The sequence below is a fragment of the Shewanella sp. AC91-MNA-CIBAN-0169 genome, from assembly GCF_040310165.1.
GTDB lineage: Bacteria > Pseudomonadota > Gammaproteobacteria > Enterobacterales > Shewanellaceae > Shewanella.
Map to the genome: position 1 here is coordinate 79,518 of NZ_JBEOPM010000017.1, position 24,079 is coordinate 103,596.

Annotated in this window: 17 protein-coding genes, 1 tRNA gene and 1 pseudogene; 14 read left to right on the plus strand and 5 right to left on the minus strand. The window is 41.7% G+C overall.

What is annotated here, in order from left to right; all coding sequences use genetic code 11:
* Positions 1–8: 8 nt before the first annotated feature.
* Entirely contained in the window at positions 9–1,586 is a 1,578-nt protein-coding gene (locus AAEY98_RS15015; RefSeq protein WP_351017944.1) for an anthranilate synthase component 1, read from the minus strand.
* Positions 1,587–2,041: 455 nt separating this feature from the next.
* Here AAEY98_RS15015 and rnm point away from each other — a divergent pair, with 455 nt between their 5' ends.
* The 4 genes and pseudogenes from rnm to scpB all read left to right on the plus strand — a co-directional run.
* The gene (rnm, locus tag AAEY98_RS15020) at positions 2,042–2,902 is read left to right on the plus strand and encodes an RNase RNM (RefSeq protein WP_351010982.1); all 861 of its coding nucleotides are present in this window, start codon (positions 2,042–2,044) and stop codon (positions 2,900–2,902) included.
* On the plus strand, positions 2,899–3,519 hold the full coding sequence (locus tag AAEY98_RS15025; RefSeq protein WP_101086756.1) for an L-threonylcarbamoyladenylate synthase: 621 nt from the start codon (positions 2,899–2,901) through the stop codon (positions 3,517–3,519). The genes rnm and AAEY98_RS15025 overlap by 4 nt, the downstream gene beginning before the upstream one ends.
* Positions 3,520–3,558: 39 nt before the next feature.
* On the plus strand, positions 3,559–4,347 hold the full coding sequence (locus AAEY98_RS15030; RefSeq protein ID WP_162023413.1) for a segregation and condensation protein A: 789 nt from the start codon (positions 3,559–3,561) through the stop codon (positions 4,345–4,347).
* Between the two features lie 22 nt (positions 4,348–4,369).
* Positions 4,370–4,963, plus strand: a pseudogene (scpB, locus tag AAEY98_RS15035) (SMC-Scp complex subunit ScpB); the annotation flags it as partial.
* Between the two features lie 155 nt (positions 4,964–5,118).
* Here scpB and AAEY98_RS15040 read toward each other — a convergent pair.
* Positions 5,119–6,045 carry a LysR family transcriptional regulator gene (locus tag AAEY98_RS15040; RefSeq protein ID WP_351017909.1) on the minus strand — a complete coding sequence of 309 codons (927 nt, stop codon included), beginning with the start codon at positions 6,043–6,045 and terminating at the stop codon, positions 5,119–5,121.
* Positions 6,046–6,236: 191 nt separating this feature from the next.
* Between AAEY98_RS15040 and AAEY98_RS15045 the strand changes: the two genes are divergently transcribed.
* The 5 genes from AAEY98_RS15045 (at position 6,237) to AAEY98_RS15065 (ending at position 12,522) form a co-directional block, all read left to right on the plus strand.
* Positions 6,237–7,316 carry an efflux RND transporter periplasmic adaptor subunit gene (locus tag AAEY98_RS15045; RefSeq protein ID WP_351017912.1) on the plus strand — a complete coding sequence of 360 codons (1,080 nt, stop codon included), beginning with the start codon at positions 6,237–6,239 and terminating at the stop codon, positions 7,314–7,316.
* Positions 7,317–7,319: 3 nt separating this feature from the next.
* Positions 7,320–10,385, plus strand: a complete 3,066-nt coding sequence (locus tag AAEY98_RS15050) for an efflux RND transporter permease subunit (protein WP_351017947.1) — start codon at positions 7,320–7,322, stop codon at positions 10,383–10,385.
* A 440-nt stretch (positions 10,386–10,825) separates the two neighbouring features.
* A complete protein-coding gene (rluB, locus tag AAEY98_RS15055) occupies positions 10,826–11,698 on the plus strand; it encodes a 23S rRNA pseudouridine(2605) synthase RluB (protein WP_101086762.1) in 873 nt (290 codons plus the stop codon).
* Positions 11,699–11,892: 194 nt separating this feature from the next.
* Positions 11,893–12,222 carry a hypothetical protein gene (locus AAEY98_RS15060; protein ID WP_101086763.1) on the plus strand — a complete coding sequence of 110 codons (330 nt, stop codon included), beginning with the start codon at positions 11,893–11,895 and terminating at the stop codon, positions 12,220–12,222.
* Between the two features lie 214 nt (positions 12,223–12,436).
* Positions 12,437–12,522: transfer RNA gene (locus AAEY98_RS15065), tRNA-Leu, on the plus strand.
* A 286-nt stretch (positions 12,523–12,808) separates the two neighbouring features.
* On the opposite strand, the gene AAEY98_RS15070 is transcribed toward AAEY98_RS15065, so the two are convergent.
* On the minus strand, positions 12,809–13,084 hold the full coding sequence (locus AAEY98_RS15070) for an HU family DNA-binding protein (protein ID WP_101086764.1): 276 nt from the start codon (positions 13,082–13,084) through the stop codon (positions 12,809–12,811).
* A gap of 293 nt (positions 13,085–13,377) precedes the next feature.
* Here AAEY98_RS15070 and AAEY98_RS15075 point away from each other — a divergent pair, with 293 nt between their 5' ends.
* The 3 genes from AAEY98_RS15075 (at position 13,378) to rplY (ending at position 16,382) form a co-directional block, all read left to right on the plus strand.
* Positions 13,378–14,799 carry a L,D-transpeptidase family protein gene (locus AAEY98_RS15075; protein ID WP_351017915.1) on the plus strand — a complete coding sequence of 474 codons (1,422 nt, stop codon included), beginning with the start codon at positions 13,378–13,380 and terminating at the stop codon, positions 14,797–14,799.
* Between the two features lie 253 nt (positions 14,800–15,052).
* On the plus strand, positions 15,053–15,604 hold the full coding sequence (gene mepK, locus AAEY98_RS15080; protein ID WP_101086766.1) for a peptidoglycan L,D-endopeptidase MepK: 552 nt from the start codon (positions 15,053–15,055) through the stop codon (positions 15,602–15,604).
* Positions 15,605–16,094: 490 nt separating this feature from the next.
* Positions 16,095–16,382 (plus strand): 50S ribosomal protein L25, encoded by a 288-nt coding sequence (gene rplY / locus AAEY98_RS15085; protein ID WP_011636915.1) that lies wholly within the window; start codon positions 16,095–16,097, stop codon positions 16,380–16,382.
* A gap of 127 nt (positions 16,383–16,509) precedes the next feature.
* Here the strand turns inward: rplY and tamB are convergent, their stop codons facing one another.
* Positions 16,510–20,424, minus strand: a complete 3,915-nt coding sequence (gene tamB / locus AAEY98_RS15090) for an autotransporter assembly complex protein TamB (protein ID WP_351017918.1) — start codon at positions 20,422–20,424, stop codon at positions 16,510–16,512.
* Positions 20,421–22,211: an autotransporter assembly complex protein TamA gene (locus AAEY98_RS15095; protein ID WP_351017950.1), complete on the minus strand. Its 1,791-nt coding sequence runs from the start codon at positions 22,209–22,211 to the stop codon at positions 20,421–20,423. Before AAEY98_RS15095 ends, tamB begins: the two co-directional genes overlap by 4 nt.
* A gap of 188 nt (positions 22,212–22,399) precedes the next feature.
* Here AAEY98_RS15095 and AAEY98_RS15100 point away from each other — a divergent pair, with 188 nt between their 5' ends.
* Positions 22,400–23,434, plus strand: a complete 1,035-nt coding sequence (locus AAEY98_RS15100; RefSeq protein ID WP_351017921.1) for an isoaspartyl peptidase/L-asparaginase family protein — start codon at positions 22,400–22,402, stop codon at positions 23,432–23,434.
* A 171-nt stretch (positions 23,435–23,605) separates the two neighbouring features.
* On the plus strand, positions 23,606–24,022 hold the full coding sequence (locus tag AAEY98_RS15105; RefSeq protein ID WP_182744032.1) for a CBS domain-containing protein: 417 nt from the start codon (positions 23,606–23,608) through the stop codon (positions 24,020–24,022).
* Positions 24,023–24,079: the final 57 nt, after the last annotated feature.

Here is a 24,079-nt window from a genome sequence, read left to right on the forward strand (position 1 = left end):
TACGGTGCTCATAGCCCACCTCCCATTTTTATCGCAGAAATGACCGCTTGGGCTTTTTGACGTGTTTCATCTGCTTCGGCTTGTGGATCTGAGTCAAACACCACTCCAGCACCTGCTTGTATATGAGCAACATCATTTTTAACAAACGCGGAACGGATAACAATGCAGGTATCCATGTCGCCGAGACCATTGAGGTAACCCACTGCGCCACCATAACTGCCGCGACGAGCTTGCTCCGCTTGGCGAACTAATTGCGATGCACGCACTTTTGGCGCACCCACTAAGGTTCCCATGTTCATGCAAGCTTGATAAGCGTGCAGGGCATCTAAATCTAAACGTAATTGACCAGTGACGCGACTGACTAAATGCATCACGTGCGAGTAACGATCAACTTTTAGCAGTTCGGCCACTTTACGGCTACCGCTTTGGCTGATGCGAGCAATGTCGTTACGTGCTAAATCGACCAGCATTAAATGTTCTGACAATTCTTTCTTATCTAAACGCAGCTCGAGCTCTATACGGCTGTCTAGGTCAAAATCAATCTCACCTTGAGCATTTTTACCGCGCTTACGCGTGCCAGCAATGGGATACACTTCAACTTGGTTACTGGCCGCATCGTATTTCAGGGCACTTTCTGGCGACGCACCAAATAAGGTGAAATCAGGACCTCTAAAATAGAACATATACGGACTTGGATTAGTTAAACGCAAAGCCCGATAAGCCCCGAGTGTATTTGGGCAAGGTAAGCTGAAACAACGAGATGGCACTACTTGGAAAATATCGCCGGCGACAATGTGTTCTTTTAAATCAATCACGGTTTGCTTAAATTGCTCGTCGGTGATGTTAACTTCTTCGTCGGTTGTCACTGGTGTTAATTGAGCAATGTCACCTAGATCGGCACATTGTTCGATAACGTGTTGCAGTTGCTGAACTAATTGTTTTGCAATCATTTCATCTTGACCGAATTGGTGGCTAACAATCTCGGCTTGCTGAGTTTGATGGTCAATTAAAATAAGTGTTTCAGCAAGATAGAATAAATAATCTGGGCAATCATTGTGAGCGTTGGGCGCTGCAGGGAGTGGCTCGACAGTATCAATTAAGTCATAGGCTAATACACCACCTAAAAATAAATCTTCAAATTTAAGCGGATTATTGGTTTGAATGTGTTTAATAAACATTCTTAAGCCATCAAGAGGAGATGTTGACTTTAACCGTGCATCTTCATCTTGTAACTCGGTGGCCTTTTGCAGCGTCACGATGAGAGTATTATTATCTCGTTGTTGCTGTGCATCGCTGAAGAAGTTGGCTATTGGCGTTAATAACGCTGCACCATTTTGAGTTAATGCGCTGAAGCTGAGCTGATAACCGTCGCAACGTATCATCATTGCCGCATGAGTGAGTACGATGCTTTTTAAATGGTCTTTACTTTCGACCTCTGCTGATTCTAACAGCATGGTATGAGGCGCATTATTAGTCACTTGCTGATACAGTTTTAGTGGATCAGTATGGTAGGTTAATGCCTGCTTTTGCGTGCTAACCTGAGCGAGTTGGTTTGGTGTGCTCACTGTTGTCGTCACTGTTGTCATCACTATGTCGCCGCTCCTTGTATCCTGTTTGTTTATCATCTGTTGGCCTTTAATATTATGTAACCCGAGTGACTAAAGTGAGTGGGCCAAATAACAAGAAAGCCCACATCTCTGCGGGCTTTTTGGTAAAATCTTGTCTCTTAAAAATGAGCACAACGCTTCACACCACCCGTTAATTTGGGAAGTGCCACCACCAAGTAATGTGTAATGAAGCTAAAGAGTGTGTCATTGTTAATCGCTATGTTGTGTCTGTGTTTAATGCCTATAGGAAAACCCAGCTGGAGATTAATGTCAATTGAATATTTCTCAAAAGCTAACAAAAAATGGCAATATGGACAAATCTAGTCTACTTATTGAGCCCTCTAACTAACTTATGCATAAATAATTCATCAATTGCCATCATTTATTCATAAATCCAAGCAGTATTTTAATCGCCACTCTAGTACAATAACCACATGATTACAGAGACTCTCTTGGCCGATCTTCACAGCCACACGACCGCATCAGACGGTCAATTAACACCGACAGAATTATTAACTCGCGCTATTGAAAAAGGCGTTGAGATGTTTGCTATTACTGACCATGACACTGTTGGAGGGTTAGCGGAAGCGCATCTTGCTAATCAAAACCATGCCACGCCATTAGTATTAATTAATGGTTGTGAGATTTCGACTCGTTGGAACAGTTTTGATATTCATATCGTCGGATTAAACTTGGATATCGCTCACACGGGATTATTGGATTTTTTAACTCATCAACGTGAGTTGCGTGAAGTCCGAGCCCAAGAAATTGGTGAACGTTTAGCTAAAGCGGGGATAGAAGGTGCCTATGATGGTGCTAAAGCTATTGCCGGCGATGCAGCGCTGAGTCGTGGCCATTATGCTAGATGGTTAGCCGATAATGGTCATGCGACAGATATGCCTAGTGTGTTTAAACGCTTTTTAGCTCGTGGCAAAACAGGTTATGTTCCCAATAATTGGGGCGATATGGCCAATGCGATAGCGCATATTCATCAAGCCGGTGGTGTTGCTGTATTAGCTCACCCTAGCGGTTATAAATTATCGGCCAAATGGCTTAAGCGCTTAGTGCGTGAATTTGCAGAGGCCGGTGGCGATGCGATTGAAGTTATTTTAGGCCAGCAAACATTAGACGACCGTAATAACCTTATCGCATTAAGTAAGCAAAATAACCTACTTGCTTCTGTGGGGAGCGATTTTCACTTCCCGAGTAATTGGATCGAGTTAGGTAAAAACTTATTCCAACCACAAGGTGTGGAATGGGTTTGGCAATCACAACATTGGACGAAAAGAGCATGAGTCAATTTTGGTATATTCATGATGAGAACCCACAGGCACGATTAATTAACCAAGCTGTGGCGATTCTTAAACAAGGTGGAGTCATTGTTTATCCCACTGACTCAGGTTATGCATTGGGTTGTATGATTGGCGAAAAAAATGCCATGACGCGTATGGCGCGCATTCGCCAGATTGAAAATGACACTAATTTTTCATTAATGTGTCGTGATCTCTCTGAGCTGGCCAATTTTGCCCGCGTTGATAACCAAGCATATCGTTTATTAAAAAGCTGTATGCCTGGTCCATATACGTTTATTTTCAAAGCCACTAAAGAAGTGCCACGTCGTTTACAGTGTGACAAAAAGCGCACCATTGGCATTCGCGTGCCTAATAATGTCATTGCACTCGCGTTACTTGAAGCATTGGGTGAACCAATGATGACCACCAGTTTAGTGATGCCAAATGAGCAATTTGCTGAATCTGACCCTGAACATATTCGCGATATACTCGATAACTTGGTAGACGGTATTATTCACGGTGGTTATTTACCTGAAAATCAAACGACAGTGATTGATATGTCTGAAGATGAGATGGTGATATTACGTCATGGTGCTGGCGATACCAGTGCATTTGAATAAACCAACGTGATACCCGCAGACGAATCATCTAAGATAAACATGCCAGGCAGTCAGCAAAGCCTGCCATTAGCAATGGTTCGTGGCCAAGCGCTTAATAGCATGCCCCTAGACTTGTTTATTCCGCCTGAGGCCTTAGAAGTGTTTCTTGAAACCTTTGAAGGCCCATTAGATTTATTATTATATTTAATCCGCAAACAAAAATTAGATGTGGTTGATTTGCCTATTCAACAAATCACCCAACAATATTTACTCTATATTGAAATTCTCACTGAAGCGCGCATTGAACTGGCTGCCGACTACCTTGTGATGGCGGCAACATTAGCGGAGATTAAATCCCGATTATTGTTACCTAAAATGGCCAGTGAAGATGATGAGGAAGAAGATCCTCGCGTGGTGCTTATACGGCAATTAAAAGCCTATGAAGTGATCAAACAAGCTGCTGTGGATATTGATACGTTACCGCGGATTGAACGAGATGTGTTTCAAGCATCTGTTAGCGCAGCCCCAGACATTAAACCGGTGACGGTACCACCAGATGTTTCGCTGGTGGATATAGCTCGTGCGTTTGGCGAAGTGCTAAAACGCATTGATGCCAACGAAGATCATCATGTAAAGCGTGAACATTTATCTACCCGTGAACGCATGAGCCAAATTTTAGCTAAATTATCCAGTACAGAATACATTGGTTTTGAGTGTTTGTTTGATGTCAGTGAAGGTCGAGCCGGTGTAGTGGTGAGTTTTTTGGCACTCATGGAGCTGGTTAAAGAGTTACTCGTTGAGTTAGTGCAAAATGAACCGTTTTCACCCATCTATGTAAAAGCGTATTAATTAACGATATTCGAAGAGATCCATGAAGCCCATTAATCCTATTCAGTTAAAACAGCTTATTGAAGCCAGTTTGTTTGTCTTAGCTAAGCCGTTGTCGGTAAAAGCCATTAAAGAAACGGTGCTAGCTGACTTTAGTGTATCGCGCACGCGCATTCAGGAAACGCTTGATGAATTACAGCAAGATTATCAAGAGCGGGGCGTACAGCTAGTTAAAGTCGCTAGTGGTTATCGTTTTCAAACTCAAGAAATACTCAGCCCTTATTTACAACCTCTGTGGCAAGACAAATCCCCTAAGTACTCTCGTGCAACGCTTGAAACGTTGGCGGTGATTGCATATCGGCAACCAGTAACGCGTGGTGATATTGAATATATTAGAGGCGTGGCGATTAGCAGTAATATCATAAAAAGCTTAGCGGATCGGCAGTGGATTAAAGTGGTTGGCCATAAGGAAGTACCTGGTAAACCAGCATTGTATGCGACCACCCCTGCATTTCTGGATTATTTTAATTTAACAAAACTTGCCGATTTACCTGCATTAACCGATGCAGCATCACTGCAAGGGTTATTTGATAAAGTGCAAGTTGCTCTTGATGAGCCTACAGATGATGCCAGTAATATTGATGACCAAGACGATGATCACCAAGACGATGATCAACAAGTTAATGACGAGCAAAACGATAGCGAAAACAGCAGTGATACAACCACAAATGAACTTGATGATGTAGACGACGAAGCCGTCGATGTTGTAAAAAACAGCCAAAATCTAACCCATTAAATCCACACTTTAGTATTGTTTGCCGCCCCTTTGTCGCTAGTTTGAACAGGGAGCTGGGCGAGCATGTAATCGAGTAAGCGCTGACCCGTTAGGCTTAAAAATCGTCTTGACGGATACACTAGAAATACCACGCCAGTATAAGGCGCTAAATCATTAAATAAACGCACTAACGCCCCTTGCTCTACGTCATCCTGACATAATTTTTTGGGTAAATAACCAATCCCTCGGCCTAATTTTGTAGCTTCATAAGCCAGTTGAATGCTATTGGTGCATAAATTGCCTTTTACGGCCTGCATAGCGTCATTGGCGAGTGGCACTTCACTGAAGGTTTTACCATTTGGGAAGCGAAATAAAATTGAGTTGTGTTGTTCAATATCACTCAAGGTGACAGGCATGCCAGCTTTGGCTAAGTATTGTGGGCTGGCAAAGAAACACATATCTTCACTGATAACCGGTTTGGCCACCATGTCGAGCTCACTAAACGTTTCATTCACCATAAATGCGATATCAATATTGTTACGCACCATGTCTAAGGGCTCGGTACTGGTAATGATCTCAAGCGAAAACTTAGGATTTTCATCCATAAAGGCAAATATTTTACTCACGATATCCATTATCTGCGGGATAGGAAATATCAAAATCCGTAAGTGGCCAGTCAACTCTGCTTTGTTGTCGGTAATATCTGCAAGAGTTCGATCTAAGTCAGCTAACATCACCAAGGTTTTTTCGTAGAAATGACTGCCTGCAGAGGTCAGTGTTATTGCGCGACTTTGACGATGAAACAACTTTAAATTTAATGACTCTTCTAACGATTGTAAGCGTCTGCTGACCGTCGATTTAGGTAAATTCAACAAATTAGCGGCTTCAAGTATGCTGCCGGTTTCGACAATTCGATGAAATAATGCAATGTCTTCGGTTTTCATGTGGATTGCTCTGATTATGGCAAATAAGTCAAACTCAAATAATGGGATTGATGTTCCCAAATAAACCCATTTATTGCAACTATAATTCAGGGTATTGTTCGGCCCAATTGTGAATTAACTGTTATCCCTGAAAAGGGAAATATTGTTGTCACCACGTCTTTTTAACGCTTAGTTCCCAAGGATCATAGTCGATGAAATATCACTCAACGTTGCCGTTGGCATTGCTTATTTCTCTTATTTTAGTCGGTTGTACGCCTGTTGAAAGCGCCGTACAAGATGTACTGGTGCGCCCAGTAAAATTGTTTGATGTGACACAGTCATCAGGCAATACCATTCGTCAGTTTCCTGCAAGAGTCGAAGCAAATAGCCGTGCAGAATTATCATTTAGGATTTCAGGCCAACTTGTTAGACTGGATCTTGTTGAAGGCCAACATGTTAAACAAGGTTTTTTACTGGCTCAATTAGACGATCGCGATGCGCATAATAATTTAATGACTCGTGAGGCCGAGTATGACTTGTTGCTCGCAGACTTTAGCCGTAATCAAACCTTATTAGAACGTAAATTAATTTCGCAAGCGCTATTTGACAGCAGTAAAGCCCAACTTAAATCGGCCAAAGCAGCGTTAGCTGCTGCCAATGATCAAGTCAGTTATACCCGTTTAGAAGCGCCATTTAGCGGCACCATTGCAAAACGTTTGGTAGATAACCACCAAATTGTTCAAGCAAACCAAGGTGTGATGACCTTGCAAAATAATCAGTTACTTGATGTCAGCATTCAGGTACCTGAAGCAATGGCGGCAGTATTAACTCAAGATATTGCCAATGGTTTAGCTGCAAAAGTTCGTTTTAGCGCATTAGATGACATGGTGTTTGATGCAAAATTTAAAGAATACTCAACTCAAGTGACGCCAGGCACACAAGCTTACGAGGTAGTGTTTTCATTACCACAACCTGACAATGTACAACTATTGCCAGGCATGAGTGCCGAATTAACTTTAGCGACGCTAAATGACTCCCCAAAAGGCTTTAGTACCATAGTGCCTATTTCAGCCGTAGACAAACAAGACCAAAATGGTGATGTAACCGTGTGGCGTTATCAGCCAGATAGTGGAGATGTTAGCCCGGTAAAAGTGACTCTCGGGCGGGTGAGTACTGACGGTGTCGAAGTGTTAACTGGGCTCCAAAAAGGCGATGCTATTGTTGCAGCAGGATTATCGCAATTATCTGAAGGCATGAAAGTGAAGCCTCTACGCTGGCAACGAGGAGTGTAATTGATGAATGTTGCTGAGTATTCCATTCATCACAAAGTCATTAGCTGGATGTTTGCGTTTTTACTGCTTATTGGCGGCAGTGTGGCGTTTACTGGTTTAGGACAATTAGAATTCCCCGAATTTACCATTAAGCAAGCCTTGGTGATCACCGCTTATCCTGGCGCGTCGCCTGAACAAGTAGAAGAAGAGGTGACATTACCGCTTGAAGACGCTTTACAGCAGCTTGATGGTATTAAACATATCACCTCTATCAATAGTGCTGGATTATCACAAATTCAGGTTGAGATTAAAGACAGTTATGACAAACATCGATTGCCACAAGTGTGGGATGAGGTGCGTCGAAAAGTTAATGACACTACAGGGCGTTTACCACCCGGTACCGCAAAGCCACAAGTGATTGATGATTTTGGTGATGTATACGGTATTTTACTTAACTTGTCAGGTAACGATTTTAGTAACCGAGAACTGAGCAACTATTCAGATTATTTACGCCGCGAACTGGTGCTTGTTCCCGGGGTAAAAAAAGTCTCTGTGGTGGGTGATGTGACAGAGCAAGTGGTGATTGAGATTTCACAACAAAAATTGTCAGCGCTAGGCTTAGATCAAAATTACATCTATGGATTAGTCAACAATCAGAACGTGGTGTCTAATGCTGGCAGTATTGTCATTGGTGATAATCGTATCCGTTTACATCCTACCGGTGAGTTTAGTTCGGTAGAGGAATTGTCTCGTTTAGTGGTGAGCTCACCTGGCAGCACTGAGCTTATTTATCTCGGGGATATTGCCAACATTGAAAAAGACTATGACGACACTCCCAATGTGCTTTATCACAATAGTGGTGAGGCGGCGTTATCGTTAGGTATTGCGTTTTCTGGCGGTGTAAACGTAGTCGATGTGGGTCAACGTGTTAGTGAACGCTTAGTTGAGCTTGAATCACAACGACCGTTAGGGATGAGCCTTGATACCGTTTATAACCAAAGCTCTGCTGTCGATAATACCGTAAAAGGTTTTTTGATTAACCTTTTAGAGTCGATTGCGATTGTTATCGCGGTATTATTATTGTTTATGGGCCTTCGTTCTGGATTATTGATGGGCCTAATTCTGCTACTCACTATTCTAGGTACTTTCATTGTGATGAAAGTATTAGACATTGAATTACAGCTTATTTCTCTGGGCGCGCTGATCATTGCCTTAGGCATGTTGGTCGACAACGCCATTGTGGTGACCGAAGGTATTTTGATTGGCTTACAACGCGGTAAAACCCGTCTTGAAGCGGCCAAGCAAGTGGTATCGCAAACGCAGTGGCCATTGTTAGGTGCCACTGTGATTGCCATTATTGCTTTTGCACCCATTGGTTTGTCACAAAATGCTGCCGGTGAATTTTGTCGTTCATTGTTCCAAGTGTTAATGATTTCATTGTTTATCAGTTGGATAACGGCAATCACCTTAACACCGTTTTTCTGTAATTTGCTATTCAAAGAGACCTCGCCACAAGCTGAGCAGGTAGACCCTTATAAAGGCTGGTTATTTACCACTTATCGCAGTTTTCTGTACTTTGTATTGCGCTTTCGCCTCGTTACATTGTCAGTGGTGTTGGCGATGTTAGTCACAGCAGTGATAGGCTTTGGTCATATTAAAAACGTATTTTTCCCCGCATCTAATACGCCAATATTTTTTGTTGATGTATGGATGCCAGAAGGGACAGACATTAAAGCAACTGAACGTTTTACCGGCGAAATAGAGAAAAAGCTACTGCAAGAAAGTGAGCTTAATGACACAGGTTTAGTGCACCTGACATCTGTCATCGGCCAGGGTGCCCAGCGTTTTGTATTGCCTTATCAGCCTGAAAAAGGTTATCCAGCTTTTGCTCAGCTTATCGTCGAAATGCGTGATTTAGCAGCCGTTAAGGCTTATATGCCGCAAGTTGAACAGCTGTTAAATAGCCATTTCCCCCAAGCACAATATCGCTTAAAAAATATGGAAAATGGTCCGTCTCCAGCGGCTAAAATTGAAGCCCGTTTTTATGGCGAAGATCCTCAAGTGCTGCGCAATTTAGCCGCACAAGCTGAAATCGTTTTTAGAAATGAGTCGACAATGGATGGTGTTCGCCATAATTGGCGCAATCAAGTGCCACTCATTCGCCCGCAACTGCAAAATGCTCAAGCTCGTGAAACAGGCATCAGTAAGCAAGATTTAGATAATGCCTTGCTGGTTAATTTTAGCGGTAAACAAATTGGTTTGTATCGTGAAACTAGCCATCTGTTACCGATAGTTGCTCGTGCACCTGCAGCCGAACGTCTTCAAGCTGATAGCTTGTGGAAAATGCAAATATGGAGCACAGAGAACAATATATTTGTACCCGCAACACAAGTTGTTAGTGAGTTCAGCACTGAATGGGAAAATCCTCTCGTGATGCGCCGTGACCGGATTCGTATGTTGGCAGTATTGGGCGATCCCAAATTGGGATCTAATGAAACCGCAGACTCGGTACATAAAAAAGTTAGAAGTAAAGTGGAGGCCATTCAGCTGCCGGCAGGTTATCGCTTAGAGTGGGGCGGGGAGTTTGAATCAGCAGGAGAAGCTCAAACCGCTGTCTTTAGCTCTATTCCGATGGGTTATTTAGCCATGTTTTTAATTACGGTATTTCTGTTCAATTCAGTTAGGCAACCTTTAGTCATTTGGTTTACGGTACCCTTAGCGTTGATCGGTGTTTCAGCGGGTTTATTATTATTCGATGCCCCATTCAGCTTTATGGCGCTACTTGGGTTGTTGAGTCTTTCTGGAATGGTGATCAAAAATGGCATTGTATTAGTGGACCAAATCAATCTCGAACTTGAAGAAGGTAAAGAACCTGGATTCGCACTGGTTGATTCGTGTGTGAGCCGTGTTCGCCCGGTGATGATGGCGGCCATTACTACTATGTTAGGCATGATCCCATTAATTAGTGATGCTTTCTTTGGTTCTATGGCCATCACCATCATTTTTGGTTTGGGCTTTGCTTCACTATTAACCTTAGTGGTGTTGCCGGTAATGTATAGTCTTGTGTTTAACCTTAACGTGACTCGCTAAGCGCTACGTTTTATATTTAATCGTAATATCGAGTTGTTTATTAAGTGATTAAGGCTGCTGACGGATAACGTTAGCAGCTTTTTTTATGGGCTGAATAAATCTATTGGCTTGAGTTAGGCAGGTTGATAAAAGTATTAAGCAATCGTAACTCGATGTATGGACTCCACCACTCTACGGTCGTAGATTGGTGGAGTCTAAAACAAAAGGAGTGCATACATCGAGTTCAGGTTAAACAGACTGATTTCTAAGCGTTTATGGCATCTGTTATCCTGAGTTAAGCTTAGTGATGGTATTTTTTGCTCACAAGCCCCATTCAGCGTATAATCTACGCACTTTTCTAATTGTATGCGCCATCGGCGGGTACAATCCTAAAAAGACAATAAAGCAAGAGTAATTAACCTTTTGTTTTTTTATAAAATTTCTTTAAAGAGTCCCCGCTAATGAGTGAAAAATTGCAGAAAGTCTTGGCCCGTGCAGGCCATGGCTCCCGTCGTGAGATGGAGGCATGGATTGCTGCAGGCCGAGTTAGTGTTGACGGTGAAATTTCTGGTTTAGGTGATCGTGTAGAGGTTGACGCCAAAATACGTATTGATGGCCGTGCTATTTCATTAAAATCAGCTGACGATATTATTTGTCGTGTACTGGCATACCATAAACCTGAAGGTGAGATTTGCTCGCGCAAAGATCCTGAAGGCCGTACTACCGTGTTTGAACGTTTACCTAAAGTGCGCGATGCTCGCTGGGTTGCGGTAGGGCGTTTAGATATTAATACTTCAGGGTTGCTGTTATTTACCTGTGATGGTGAATTAGCTAACCGTTTAATGCATCCTTCAAATGAAGTAGAGCGTGAATATGCTGTGCGTACATTTGGTGAAGTGCCAGAAGCAGCTGTACAGCGTTTACGTACCGGCGTGACTTTAGAAGATGGTCCAGCACAGTTTGATACCATTAAAGCTGCTGGTGGCGAAGGCATAAACCAGTGGTGGCATGTCACTCTTCGCGAAGGACGTAATCGTGAAGTTCGTCGTTTGTGGGAATCACAAGACGTGCAGGTCAGCCGTTTAATCCGCGTACGTTATGGCAAAGTTGAGTTACCAAAAACATTACCGCGTGGTGGTTGGATTGAGTTGCCAATGGACCAAGTTAACTATTTACGCCAACTTGCTGGTTTAGAAGCTGAAACACGATCTGTTTTAGGTTCGGATAAACACAGTGTTGCTCGTTCTAAAGTTAAAAGTGCTAAAATCCGCCGTGCAGTTCATAAGCATAAAGTGGTTGGTAATCACGGTAAACCAACTCGTCAGCGTAGCTAATATTGATATTTAGGTTACTTTATAGAAGGTCGCGGATGCGGCCTTTTTTGTTAGTTTTTTTCGATGAAAATTAATTATTGCTCACCTACTTGTCAAAAGTTTTTTCTCAGATATGATTCTCAAAATTTACGACTTATTGTGCTGTTTTTCGACGATTTATGCGCCGCAGCATTTACATTGGTTATTAGGACTGTATGAAAAAATTATTGTTAGGTTTGTTAGTATCGTTATTGGTAGCATGCGCGTCAGCTCCTAGCTGGCAAGGAATGTCTGAACGTGAGATCAGCCAATGGAAAGCAATAGGCTTTGATTCAACCCAAGCGCAAAATTGGCGCGTAAGAGGTTTTGGCCCTACAGAATCTGATGGTTGGATAAAAGCCAACTTCAATTTAGATACTGCGACCATTTGGGCTAAAGAATCGTTTAATGTTGAAGAAGCACAAGTGTGGAGCGAAGCAGGTTTTGAAATTGAGGAAGCTGTCACCAATCGCAGTAAAGGGTTAACCCCTGTTAGAGCTAATTAATCATTTTTGTGCTAAGCATCTTGTTTTGTTGGATTTTACATCGGATTGACGTTTTTTGAAGCGTTCAGTTCGATGTGATGAATATTTTAGTTGCTTGGCCAAAAAAAAACAGTAAAGTGTCACCAAGTTAAGCGGGACGCGAAAGTAACCCTGTTTATCTTATGCAAATATGAATTAAGTGATTTGATGTTTGTTATCAAGACACGCTCAGTTTGCCCGAGTGGTGGAATCGGTAGACACAAGGGATTTAAAATCCCTCGCTGAATAAGCGTGCCAGTTCAAGTCTGGCCTCGGGTACCATTATAATCTCTAGCAATAGAGAGTGGTGTAAAAAAGCCTCAACTTATGTTGGGGCTTTTTTACGTCTGAAATTTGGTTGTGAACGGTAACAAACGCTAAAAAAGGTGAGAGCGATAAGAGCGAACGAGCCTAGATGCTAGGGCGGACTTCGTCCTACTAGTTCGCTACGCGGCTATAAGAGCGTGTGATGCCTGAATACTACATAGTTAGCCTAGCTACTGCAGTTATAGCCTCTAGCCGCGAAGCGTTCTAGTACCTAGGCTTATAAGGTTTCTACCACTTTGGCTTAAGCGTTAATCAATGCTTTTAATGCGGGTGATACTTTAAAGCTGGGTTGATTAAATCCGTCAATTTCTATGGTTTCACCGGTTTGTGGATTACGACCTAGTTTTGGTAAGTAAAAACGTAATTCAAATGTACCAAATTGGGGGATGTAAATTTTTTCACCTTCTGCTAAACCTTGATGAATAACCGCTAGGATTTGTTCAAGTTGTTGCTTAGCTTGAACTTGAGGAATGTCCATTTTGTTGGCCATGGTTTGAGTGAGTTGTTTTTTATTCATGTGATTCTCTATTGCTTCAGTACTTCTTATTCACCTTATAACAATTCAGCATGGCCCTTCCTAGTTGTGTATTCATAAATTAATGTTAACTGGTTACTTTTCATCTAGATGATTAATTTTCACTGACTTAGGTAAGGCTTAGGTAGCTAATAGGTAACGCTTTGGTATTCACTTTTGTTGATTAATTGTTTCTTGCACCTAAGCACATTTATTATTAATCATAATGGCTATATTCATTTCACTTACGTGAAAAAACATGACAATATCATTGTGTGGGGCCAATGGGGAATAGCATGTTCAGCAAACTGAAACTGTCTGTAAACGTTAGCATAATGGGTATATTGCTTTTGTGTGTGTCGCCATTTGTGTTGGCTAACACTGAAGAGCAATACGGCAATTTGACTCAACATCTGCAATTACAGTATTTGGCTGAGCCCACAGTACAGCGGGCACAATATTTAGCGATATTACAGACAGGGTCCGCTGCTGAACAATTAGAATATATCGACAACATTCAACAGAGTGTGGCCGCTTTTTGGCATAATAAACAAGTACCCCTGCCATTTGATTCAATAGCTAACACCACTTCGTTACGTGATAAAAACATTGCACTGGAGCCTGCTGCAGATGATTACCTTGGGGTAATAAATGATCTGCGTAAGTTAATGTGGTTATCGCAAACGCAAGATTGGCCAACCATCACGCTTGAAGGGCTGTTGCGCCCTGGAGATAGTCACCCAAGCATTAAGCAAATTAATCAACGTTTGTGGTTGTTAGGTGATGCGTACGCATACCTTGCGGATGAAGATAAATATCAACCGGCTTTGGAGCAAAGTGTTAAACGCTTTCAGTCTCGGCATGGGTTAAAGGCCGACGCGGTTATTGGTCCTAAAACCTTATTCTGGTTAAATCAAACTCCACAACAACGAGCCTCTTTATTAGCAAAAAGCTTTGTCGAAAAAACGACCTATTTAAGCCAGCTCCCTCAGTCTTATCTGTTGATTAATATTCCGGCTTTTCAAATGGTATTAGTCTATCAAAATAAAGTGGTGTTGACGTCGAAAGTGATTGTGGGTAAGCCATATCGACAGACTCCGGTGATGACGGGGCAAATTTCTAATATAGTTATCAATCCCACCTGGACAGTACCTCGACAACTTTTACGTAAGGATATTTTACCGCAAGTTAGATTAAATGGTGCTTACTTTACCGATAGACATTTTGATGTGTTTGATTATGAAGGTCATCGTGTCGATAAAACACCTCAACAGTGGCAACAGGCTGCAAAAGGGACATTCCCGTACAGAGTGGTTCAGCGCCCCGGTAACGGTAATGCATTAGGCCGTTATAAATTCCACTTTAACAATGATCAGAGCGTGTATTTACATGATACGCCAACACCTGAAATGTTTGCACATGTGGAGCGGGATGTATCATCAGGTTGTGTGCGAATTGAAAAAGTACAACAGTTAGCCGACTGGTTTGCCAACCATTTAGTTATTGATAAGCGTACTTGGGCTCATTTGCAGTCTAATCACACTCAAACTCAATGGTTTGCCTTATCATCAACCTTGCCTGTTCACATGGTATATTGGCGCGCTTGGGTCGATGAACAGCATGTTGCGCAATACCGAGATGACATTTATCAATTAACCCCAGTAGAGTCGATGAAGTTATTAAGCCATAAAGTCACCAGTAAAGATATTGTGCAATAATCACAATTGATGAAACAAAGTTAATGAGGTTTTACTTCATCCCTAAGTACTTGAGCTATATCACACTCTTATGTAAGTTAGTGTGTTTAATGCACATCTCAACATAGGCATACTTGCATTTATCAGCATTAATGGTTAATTTAATCGCCAGTTGGATAAAAAAGCAACAACGCAATGAAAAGCGCTGTGAAGATGAAATCGTGCTTTTAAAGCCGATAAGTATCGTAATTTAGATAATTTAAGTGGTGTATAAATGACAATAGAGTGCCTAACTCGTCGGCAGTTATTATTAGGCTTAAGCGGTGCCGCAGTGGTAACTCTGTTACCGAATACCGCGCAAGCAAGTCGTTCTACTCTTGGTGTTAAAGATTTACGTTTTTATAATTTGCATACTGGTGAAAGAAGCCAAGGAAGTTTTTGGGTTGATGGTCAATATCAATCAGAAACGTTGACTGAATTTAATCAAGTATTACGGGATCATCGCCAAAATTTAGCCGCACCGATTGATAAAAGATTATTTGAATATTTGTATAAATTACAGGTTACATTAGATAATCAAGATGAAATCCATGTTATTTCAGCTTATCGTTCACCCAAAACAAATCAAATGCTCGCATCGCGTAGCAATGGGGTTGCCAAGAAAAGTTATCACATGAAAGGCATGGCGATGGATATTGCTTTACCCGGAGTGAAAACTAAACACTTACGCGATGCTGCTGAGTCGCTTAAGTTAGGTGGTGTAGGATTTTATCCTCGAGATGGGTTTGTGCATATTGATTGTGGGCCAGTGAGGCGTTGGGGTTAATTAATACCAATCTCATTAAATATCTGGTCAGTTCAGAGTCTGTCAGGTTTTTCATTTCAAGGCGCATTGATGTAGAAATGGTTGTTCCCTTTTAAATCGATGCAACACAGAAGTGGCATACCTGAGAGACTATATTCTGGCGGGTTTAAAAGTACTTTATGCTTCATTAGATGCTTTCAAAATACGACTGCATGGTCTATTTCCATAAAAATAAGACATTCCCACTATTCATGGCGGTCAGATGCTAGCGGTTAGATGCTATAGGTAGAGTAACGCATGAGCTTGTTACCGATCATCACTATTCGTTTCAATCATCTGCCTTGCCTACAGCACTTTGAACTCCCGCTGAAATATCACATATTTAATAGGATTGGTATATCTTCTTGTGGGTTGATAATGGCTGTGGTAATATCCGCGCGCTTTATTTGAGTCATCGTTGGTCGAGAATGATGACGCCTTCATACTTTATTAATTATTAAGTGAGTGACTAATGTCTTACACAATCAACGCAGTAACCCGCACAGAAATCGGGAAAGGTTCGAGCCGCCGCCTACGTCATGCCGGTAAAGTTCCTGCAGTAATTTATGGTCCAGGTAAAGAGCCTGTATCAATCAAGTTTGAACACAAAGACATCATTAACATCCAGTTAAATGATGACTTTTACACAACTGACTTAACCGTTTCTATTGAAGGTAAAGAAGTTAAAGTTCGTGTAAAAGCTATCCAACGTCACGCATTCAAGCAATTGGTTGAACACATTGACTTTATGTTTGCTTAATCGCAAATGTGAAAAAAAAGCGCCTTAGGGCGCTTTTTTTATGACTGAATGTTTATCGCTAAATTTATTCTTATAATGCCAAATGCCAAATGCCAAATGCCAAATGCCAAATGCCAAATGCCAAATGCTAATCGATTTCGAAGCTATAGTAGATATCCAGTGATTGACTTAAGGTGCTAGACACACTCTCTAAATATAATTGTGAAAACAAATAATATCGTACGGTCATTTCATAACCGGGGTTAAATACTCCCACGCCATACTTAATCATTAAGTCTTCACCTATATACCCACTCACAGCCACTTTACCGTCATCATTAGTATCAAGTTGTACATTCGAAAATCCAAACTTTTCAATCAGTCCTGTCGCAGTACTGCCAATGCTATTCATTGCTCCACCATCAAATTGTGAACCTAAACTGAGCGCGGCTCCCATCATTAGTGAGTTACTTTGTTGGTTGGTTGTACTGGTAAAACCTTTACCCGTCAAAATATAAGAAAGCACCTCGGCTTGCTCTTTTGCTGGATTAGAGAATAAGGTGACCACTGGGCGCATTGGGGTACCAGTGACTCGAACACCGGCGGTGATATCGCTCTCTTTAATGTCTCTAGTTGCTTCTATATTTAGGTTTGGCAATTCTGTTGGACCAATAAATTGGACTTCACCAGTATTAATACTTAAGGTTTGCCCCATAAACTTATAAGTCCCTTTGTTGACTTTAATATCACCAAATAACATGGGCGGCTTAAAAGCTTGCTGTTTTAGTACCAGATCGCCTTCTAGCCTTCCCTTAAGACCCATACCATCAATAGTAAGGCGTTTACCGACACTGATATTCAAATCGGCTGTAACGGCGTAAGGACTGGTTTTAACGGTTTGTTCAGACACTGAATCGTTAAATACCACATCGTTCGATACCGCAACGCCTCCTTCAGCTAACTGAGTAATTTTTATTTGTCCTGATGGCACGTCAACTTTGCCTTTTATCGCAAACAGTTGCTCATCAAAGGTCATATTAATATCTGGAGAGACATTTAATATTGCCATTGGTGGTTGAATTACCGCTAAATTTTCACCCTTAATATCAATGTCACCACTAAATTTCCCTTGAGGCCAAGCAAGGGTACCTGTCGTGCTCACTTGCCCGTCACCCATATGCCATTGGCCATTGAGTTGTCCTTGCTGACCTTCTAGAGCCAGTGACAAATACAGTTTATCGATTAATGTCGGGTTGGTGGATAAGGCAAATGCACCGTCACTGAGTTTGATATTACCCGAAACATTAGGGTCCATAAGGGTGCCGGATAAATTTAATCGACTGGATAACATGCCTTCTAAGGTTTCTAGCCTTGGAAAGAACTCTCCAAAAGGCGCGAGATTAAGTTCATTAACATTAATGGTACCTTGTAAGGTCCGATCGGGCGTGATATTGACACTCAGCTGACTTTGCCAACTTGCTATGCCGGACGAATCAAAACTCAATGAGCTAGTAATTTGTTTCTCATCAAGCGATGCTTGTAATAGTAACTGCTGGTAGTCGATGCTGATGGTGTTGTTTTTGGCGCGGCTTAGCTTAATATTGCCCGGTAAAAGCGTAAACTGAAAATTGGCAGTGGGCTTTTTACCTTTAGCCCAATTAACTTGACTGGTTAGCGCTGCTTCACCGCTCCAAGAGATTTTTTTAGACAACACAGGTGCCAATGATTTTCCGGGATTACCGGTAAAGGTGATATTGGCCTGGCCGGTGTGACCTAGATTAACATCATTGATTAAGCACAATTTATTGTGGGGATGCACTAAGCAAAAACGGCTCACACTGCCACTATGATTGAGCTGATCCCAGCTGAAGGTAATGTGTTTATCTTGTTGCCATTGCCCAAGAGCATTACTGATATTGAATTCTGTTAATGTGGCATTGATCTGTTGTTTATCAATATTACTACTACTGGCCATTTGAGTATTGATGACCACATCACCTTGAGTATTAAGTGTGCTTTGTTGTTGATGTTGATTGCCGTCACTGATGAATGCGATATCTGTCAGCTTATAGCTGTCCCATACAAGATTATTATTATGCAGTTCTATCCGATATTGATGCTGCGAATAAGGGCGATAATTAGCCAGTAAATCAAGGCTGTCAATTTTACTTCCTTGGTAACTGAATTGACTGATTTGCGCGTTAATATCCACAATTGGGTCGGCACTATTACCCGTAACATCAACTTTTGCAAAAATATTGCCGCGGCCGCCTTTTAGCCACTGACTGACATCGGGAACGCTAAGTTCGGCATCGATGTCCCATGTTTTGTCTGCTTGGCCATTGATGATTAATTGAGCGCCAAGGGCATTGGCCTGCAGGTTTGTCGCGTTAATCGCAAAATCTTGATTTAATGAAATATCGCCTTGCAAGTTCAACGGGTATCCATTTAATCGACCGGTTAAATCGGCGTCTTGAATGGCCATTTGCCACTGCTTATCGGCAATGCTGCCCGTGCTATTAAAATGGCCACTGAATTTACTTTTGATCGGATTTTGCTGATTAATATAATCAATATATTGCAACTGAATGTCGTTGGTAAGCACATTGGCTTGCCAGGTTATGTCATCTTTATATGATAGCTGTCCAGTTAGATCTAGGTTGCCAGCGATTGACTGTAAATTGAGTGTATTGATGGTCAACTTTTGATTGTTGTTAACAACATCTGCAATAACCGTCAAAGTAGGGTGGTAAGGTGTTGTCAGTTGCCCTTCAAACTGTGCCACTTGGTCTTTTATATTACCTTTACTGGTAAAGTGACTAATATTACTGGTGTATAGCGGATTTTTTAACGGCCATTGCAAAGCGGCATCGGTCAGTGTTACTTGGTATTCAAGCGCCGGCGTGGTGAGATTAATGTCTGCTGCAAGATTGAAATGGCTATCGCCTTTAGCGATGGCGTTGATATTTAATTGGCTTAAGTCTTGGGTAAGATCAACACGGAGTTGTTGCTGTTGAAGCCCTGGCAACTCAGGCAGGTTTTCGACATTGGCTAGTAGTTTTAATGTCAGTGGATAATGATCGTGTAAGCTAATATCACCGATAACACTCACATCACCGTCATCATGTTGAATGTCTAGTTGGGTTATCCCAAGCTGAAATTGACGAAAACTGGCAGCTAATGCGATATGGCTAAAATGGTCGTTGCGCTGGCCGATAATGAGCTGACTGTCGGTGGCATTAAACTGTCTCACATTGACAGGAAAAGGCATAAACACCTGTGGTAAGTTAGCCAATGGCCATGAAGTTTCATTGGGCGCGGCGGTTTGGTTTGTTGCTTTATTATTTGGCTGAGAACGTGTTTGGCTTGTTGATGTTGCATCTGGGATGTTGACGATTAGCCCTTGGCTGGTGAGTGATTCAACCACAAGGCCAGCGTTATTCCAGATAGCTTGAGTCGTTAAATTGTCGGCATAAAAAGTCATACCATTCACATCTACATTAATATTGGCCAATTGGGCGTGGCTGAGATTAATACTAATCGGTAATTTAAGCTCGGTAAAGGGATCGACGATATCCCCCGTTTCAACGGTATTTTTGGTTACAGGAATATCATCACTGATAATGTTCACATCAATACTTGATGCCAGCAGATTTGTGACACAAAGCTGTTTGTTAATCAGACATGTTGGCACCCATTCTAAAGTTAAATCATCAGCTTCGACGCTAATCCCTGGCATTGACCATGACAAGTGATGCAACGTGATATCATCATTTAAGGTGCCTGAAGCATATTCAACATCGATATCACTGACAAATTGATTAACGAACATCACCCCCATTTTACTGCCAAATGGGGTGCCCATGATGATGGCAAACAGCATCAATAATACCAAAGGGACATAAATCAGTATTCGGGTAGATAGCTTAATACTGCGCCAAATTTTTGCAGATAGACGGGTTGATTTAGGTGCTTTTTTATTACTTGGCTTGAGTGATTCTTCTGACTGAGCGTTTTGCTCATTATGTTGCAAAGTACTTTGTTCAGTATGTTTATCTATCATAAGTCAGTTCCCATGGTTAAATGGAAACGATATGAACGTGCAACTGTCTCGGTTTCTTTTAAGCCAAAACCTAGGTCCATTCGAATCGGGCCAATAGGTGATATCCAGTGTAATCCTCCACCAACCGATACTACCGGTTCAAACTGTTGTGTATCAAAAGCATTACCAGCATCGACAAAGGTGGCAACTCGCCATGTCGGGGTTAGATAATATTGATATTCAATACTGCCAATCGCTAAGTAGCGCCCACCGACAACCTGTCGAGATAAGCCGCCTTCACTGTTGGTGTAGTCAATGTAGGGACCTAATTCTTGGTAACTGTAACCTCGTATGCTTTGATCGCCACCGGCAAAATATCGTAACGATGGCGGTATATTAGCCATATCGTTTTTGTCAGCAATATTAGCTCCTAAATCGACTCGAGCAACAAAACGATGTTTATCGAATATAGTATCTACCCATTTAAATCGGGCTTGTAAACGTGCTAGGCGGATGGTGGAGCCTAAGGACGGGTCGGCGTATTCAACACTGTAAGTTTGACGATACCCAGATTTGGGATCGAGCGTGTTGTCACCACGAACTGTTTTGGTGAGATTGAAACCCAACAAATAAAAACGTGGATCGTAATCTGTATCGAGTTGATTATAAAACTCTCTAACGGATTCAATTGAATATCCATGTAACCAATTACTTTTAGATCGCCTTTGACGCGTTAAGCCAACGAGATACTTTTTAGACTCTAATTGCCCGGTATTATTAAATTGGCGTTTATCAGCGTCGTAATCTTGGGTGACACCATAGGTGTCGCGTAATAATCCGAGTTTTATTTTCAGTTGATCATCTAAGGGGTGAGTTAACGGAATAGTATAAGTGGTTAAAATCTTAGGTCGCTCAGGTGACCATTCAGCACTGGTTTCTTGATAATGGCCATAGCGATTGATTTGCGGCGTGCGCCAGGTGACTCGCACACGAGGATCAACACTGTTTTCTGTACTATTACCTATATCAGCACCTAAACCCACTTCAATAAGATGGCTAGGTCGAGGGCTTAGCTCAACTTTAATCGGAACTACCCCAGTATCTATTTTGTTTAGCTGTGGCAATACTTTGATATTACTAAAATAACCAGTATCTAATAAATTACGATTAAACTCAGTTAATAGCTGTGTGGCGTAAGGCGCATCAGCATCAAAAGGAATCAATGATTCAACAACGTCATCATTGAGAGTACTGCCTTCAAAGTGAACATCACCAAATAAATAGCGTTTACCAGAATTAAACTGTAGGTTAATTTGGGCGGTATTTAAGTCACGATTAATGTTGATTTCTGATTTGGTGTATTGACCATCAAAATATCCTCTTGCCAGCGCTAACGTGATTAACTGTGATTTTATCGAATCATATACACCGTGGTTTAAGGTATCACCAGGTTTTATTTTCAAGCTATTAAGCCACAGCGAAAAAGTATTATCTTGGAGCATGTCACCTTGAAAATTAATATCCACCCATTGAATAATGACCGGTTCGCCTGGGGTTATATTGAGGCTTAACTCCCAAGGGCCTTTATCATTCTCTTTAACATCAATATCTAAAATTGCATGGTAATAGCCCATGGATTCAAGGGCATCATGGGTGTTATCGTCAACGGTAAATAAAAATGCTCGGCGCTGAACATCGTTATCTGGCAATGTGCCTAAATGAGCAAAAATGTTCTTTTCAATTTTTTTCGGCACGCCGGTAACGTTAATCGTTAACCAATTTTCGTCGGCCAGCACCAAGCCTGACATCAGTAATGTCAACGAAAGCAATAGGAATTGGCTAATTTTAAGGCGTTTTGTCGACAAGTTAAGCTAACTTTTCCAAAATTGATGATGATGACCATTGTCGCTACAAAGTATAAAAGTCGCAAGGATATGATTGAAATTACAAACAGAAATGGTTACAAAGATAAACCACCTTCAAGGATTTTTCTAACATGAATAAATTATATTTAACGATTACGCTATGTTTAAGCTTAACGTCCAATAGCAGTTTTGCTAAAGACGATACACCTTTTACTATAGCAATCCATGGTGGCGCCGGCACTATTTCAGCAGCCAGTCTAAGCCCTGAGCAAGAGAAAGCCATTCGCGACAAACTTAAACAGGCAGTTGATGCCGGATATAAAGTGTTAGATAAAGGCGGCGACAGCCTCGATGCGGTTCAATCTGCGATAAATGTGTTAGAAAATAGCCCATTATTTAATGCAGGGGTTGGCGCTGTTTATACTTTTGATGGTGGCCATGAACTTGATGCCTCAGTTATGGATGGTAACACTATGAATGCAGGTGCCGTCGCTGGGGTTAAACATATTAAAAACCCGATTGATTTAGCAAGAAAGGTGATGGAAAAATCACCCCATGTGATGCTTTATGGACAAGGGGCGGAAGAATTTGCGCTAACCCAACAATTTAGTTTAGTGCCTAACAGTCATTTTGATACCCCACATCGTTATGCACAGTTGCTTGATGCTAAGGCGAGTATCATTGAAGCCGAGCAAAATAATGGCGGAGATTATCAGGCGTCAGTAGAACAGTTAAAAGCCAATTATAAATACGGCACCGTGGGTGCTGTTGCACTTGATAAGCAAGGTAACCTTGCTGCAGGGACATCAACTGGCGGCATGACAGCAAAACGTTTTGGCCGTATTGGTGATTCTCCGGTCATTGGCGCCGGAACGTATGCTGAAAATGGTGTCTGTGCGGTATCTGCAACAGGGCACGGTGAGTATTTTATCCGTTATCAAGTGGCGGGTGACATATGCGCTAGAGTTAAATACCAACAAGTATCGATTATTCAAGCGGCTGATGAAGTCATTAATCAATGTTTAATATCAGCTGGTGGAACTGGAGGCGTGATAGCAATTGATCAGCGTGGCAATATCGCAACGCCATTTAATACCGAAGGTATGTATCGTGCAACTCGAAGCAAAGGCCAAGCTGCCACAGTCATGATCTGGCGTGACAAGTAAGTCCTAGCTGTGATGAATAAGACCGATTAAAACAATCGGTTTTATTTTCTATCCACTGAGCCATTATTGACTAAACTTAAATTAAGTCAGTACTTGAATGTTGATTCATTTTGAATTGATTGACGAGATTTATTAAGCACGTAGTCAATTAGCGTGCATTTAGGGGGCAATATGGATTCAATCAAAATTAAAGATCACATGGATAGACGTCCGATACTGTTAACCGCAGATATGTCACTGGCAATAGCGGTTGAGAAACTACTCGAAAGTAATAAGAGCGGCGCGCCAGTTGTGGATAGTGTTGGAAAGTTAGTGGGGTTCTTATCCCAACAAGATTGCTTGTCAGTGATGTTAAAAAGTAGCTACCACTGTGATATGACCAGCACAGTGGCAGATTGTATGAAAAGCCCTGTATTATCAGTTACTCCCGATGAAAGTATATTGGAATTAGCTGAACAAATGTTAGGCTCTAAACCAAAAATTTATCCTGTATTGAGTGCCGGAAAAGTCATTGGAACCATTAATCGGACCAATGTGCTTAAGGCGATGAATATTTATATGCAACAGTGTTACTTATCTCCAGCTTAACAATCGTTAAAATCAATACCATTCTGCTGTTTTCCTTGCTAGGATCGCTTTTTTTGA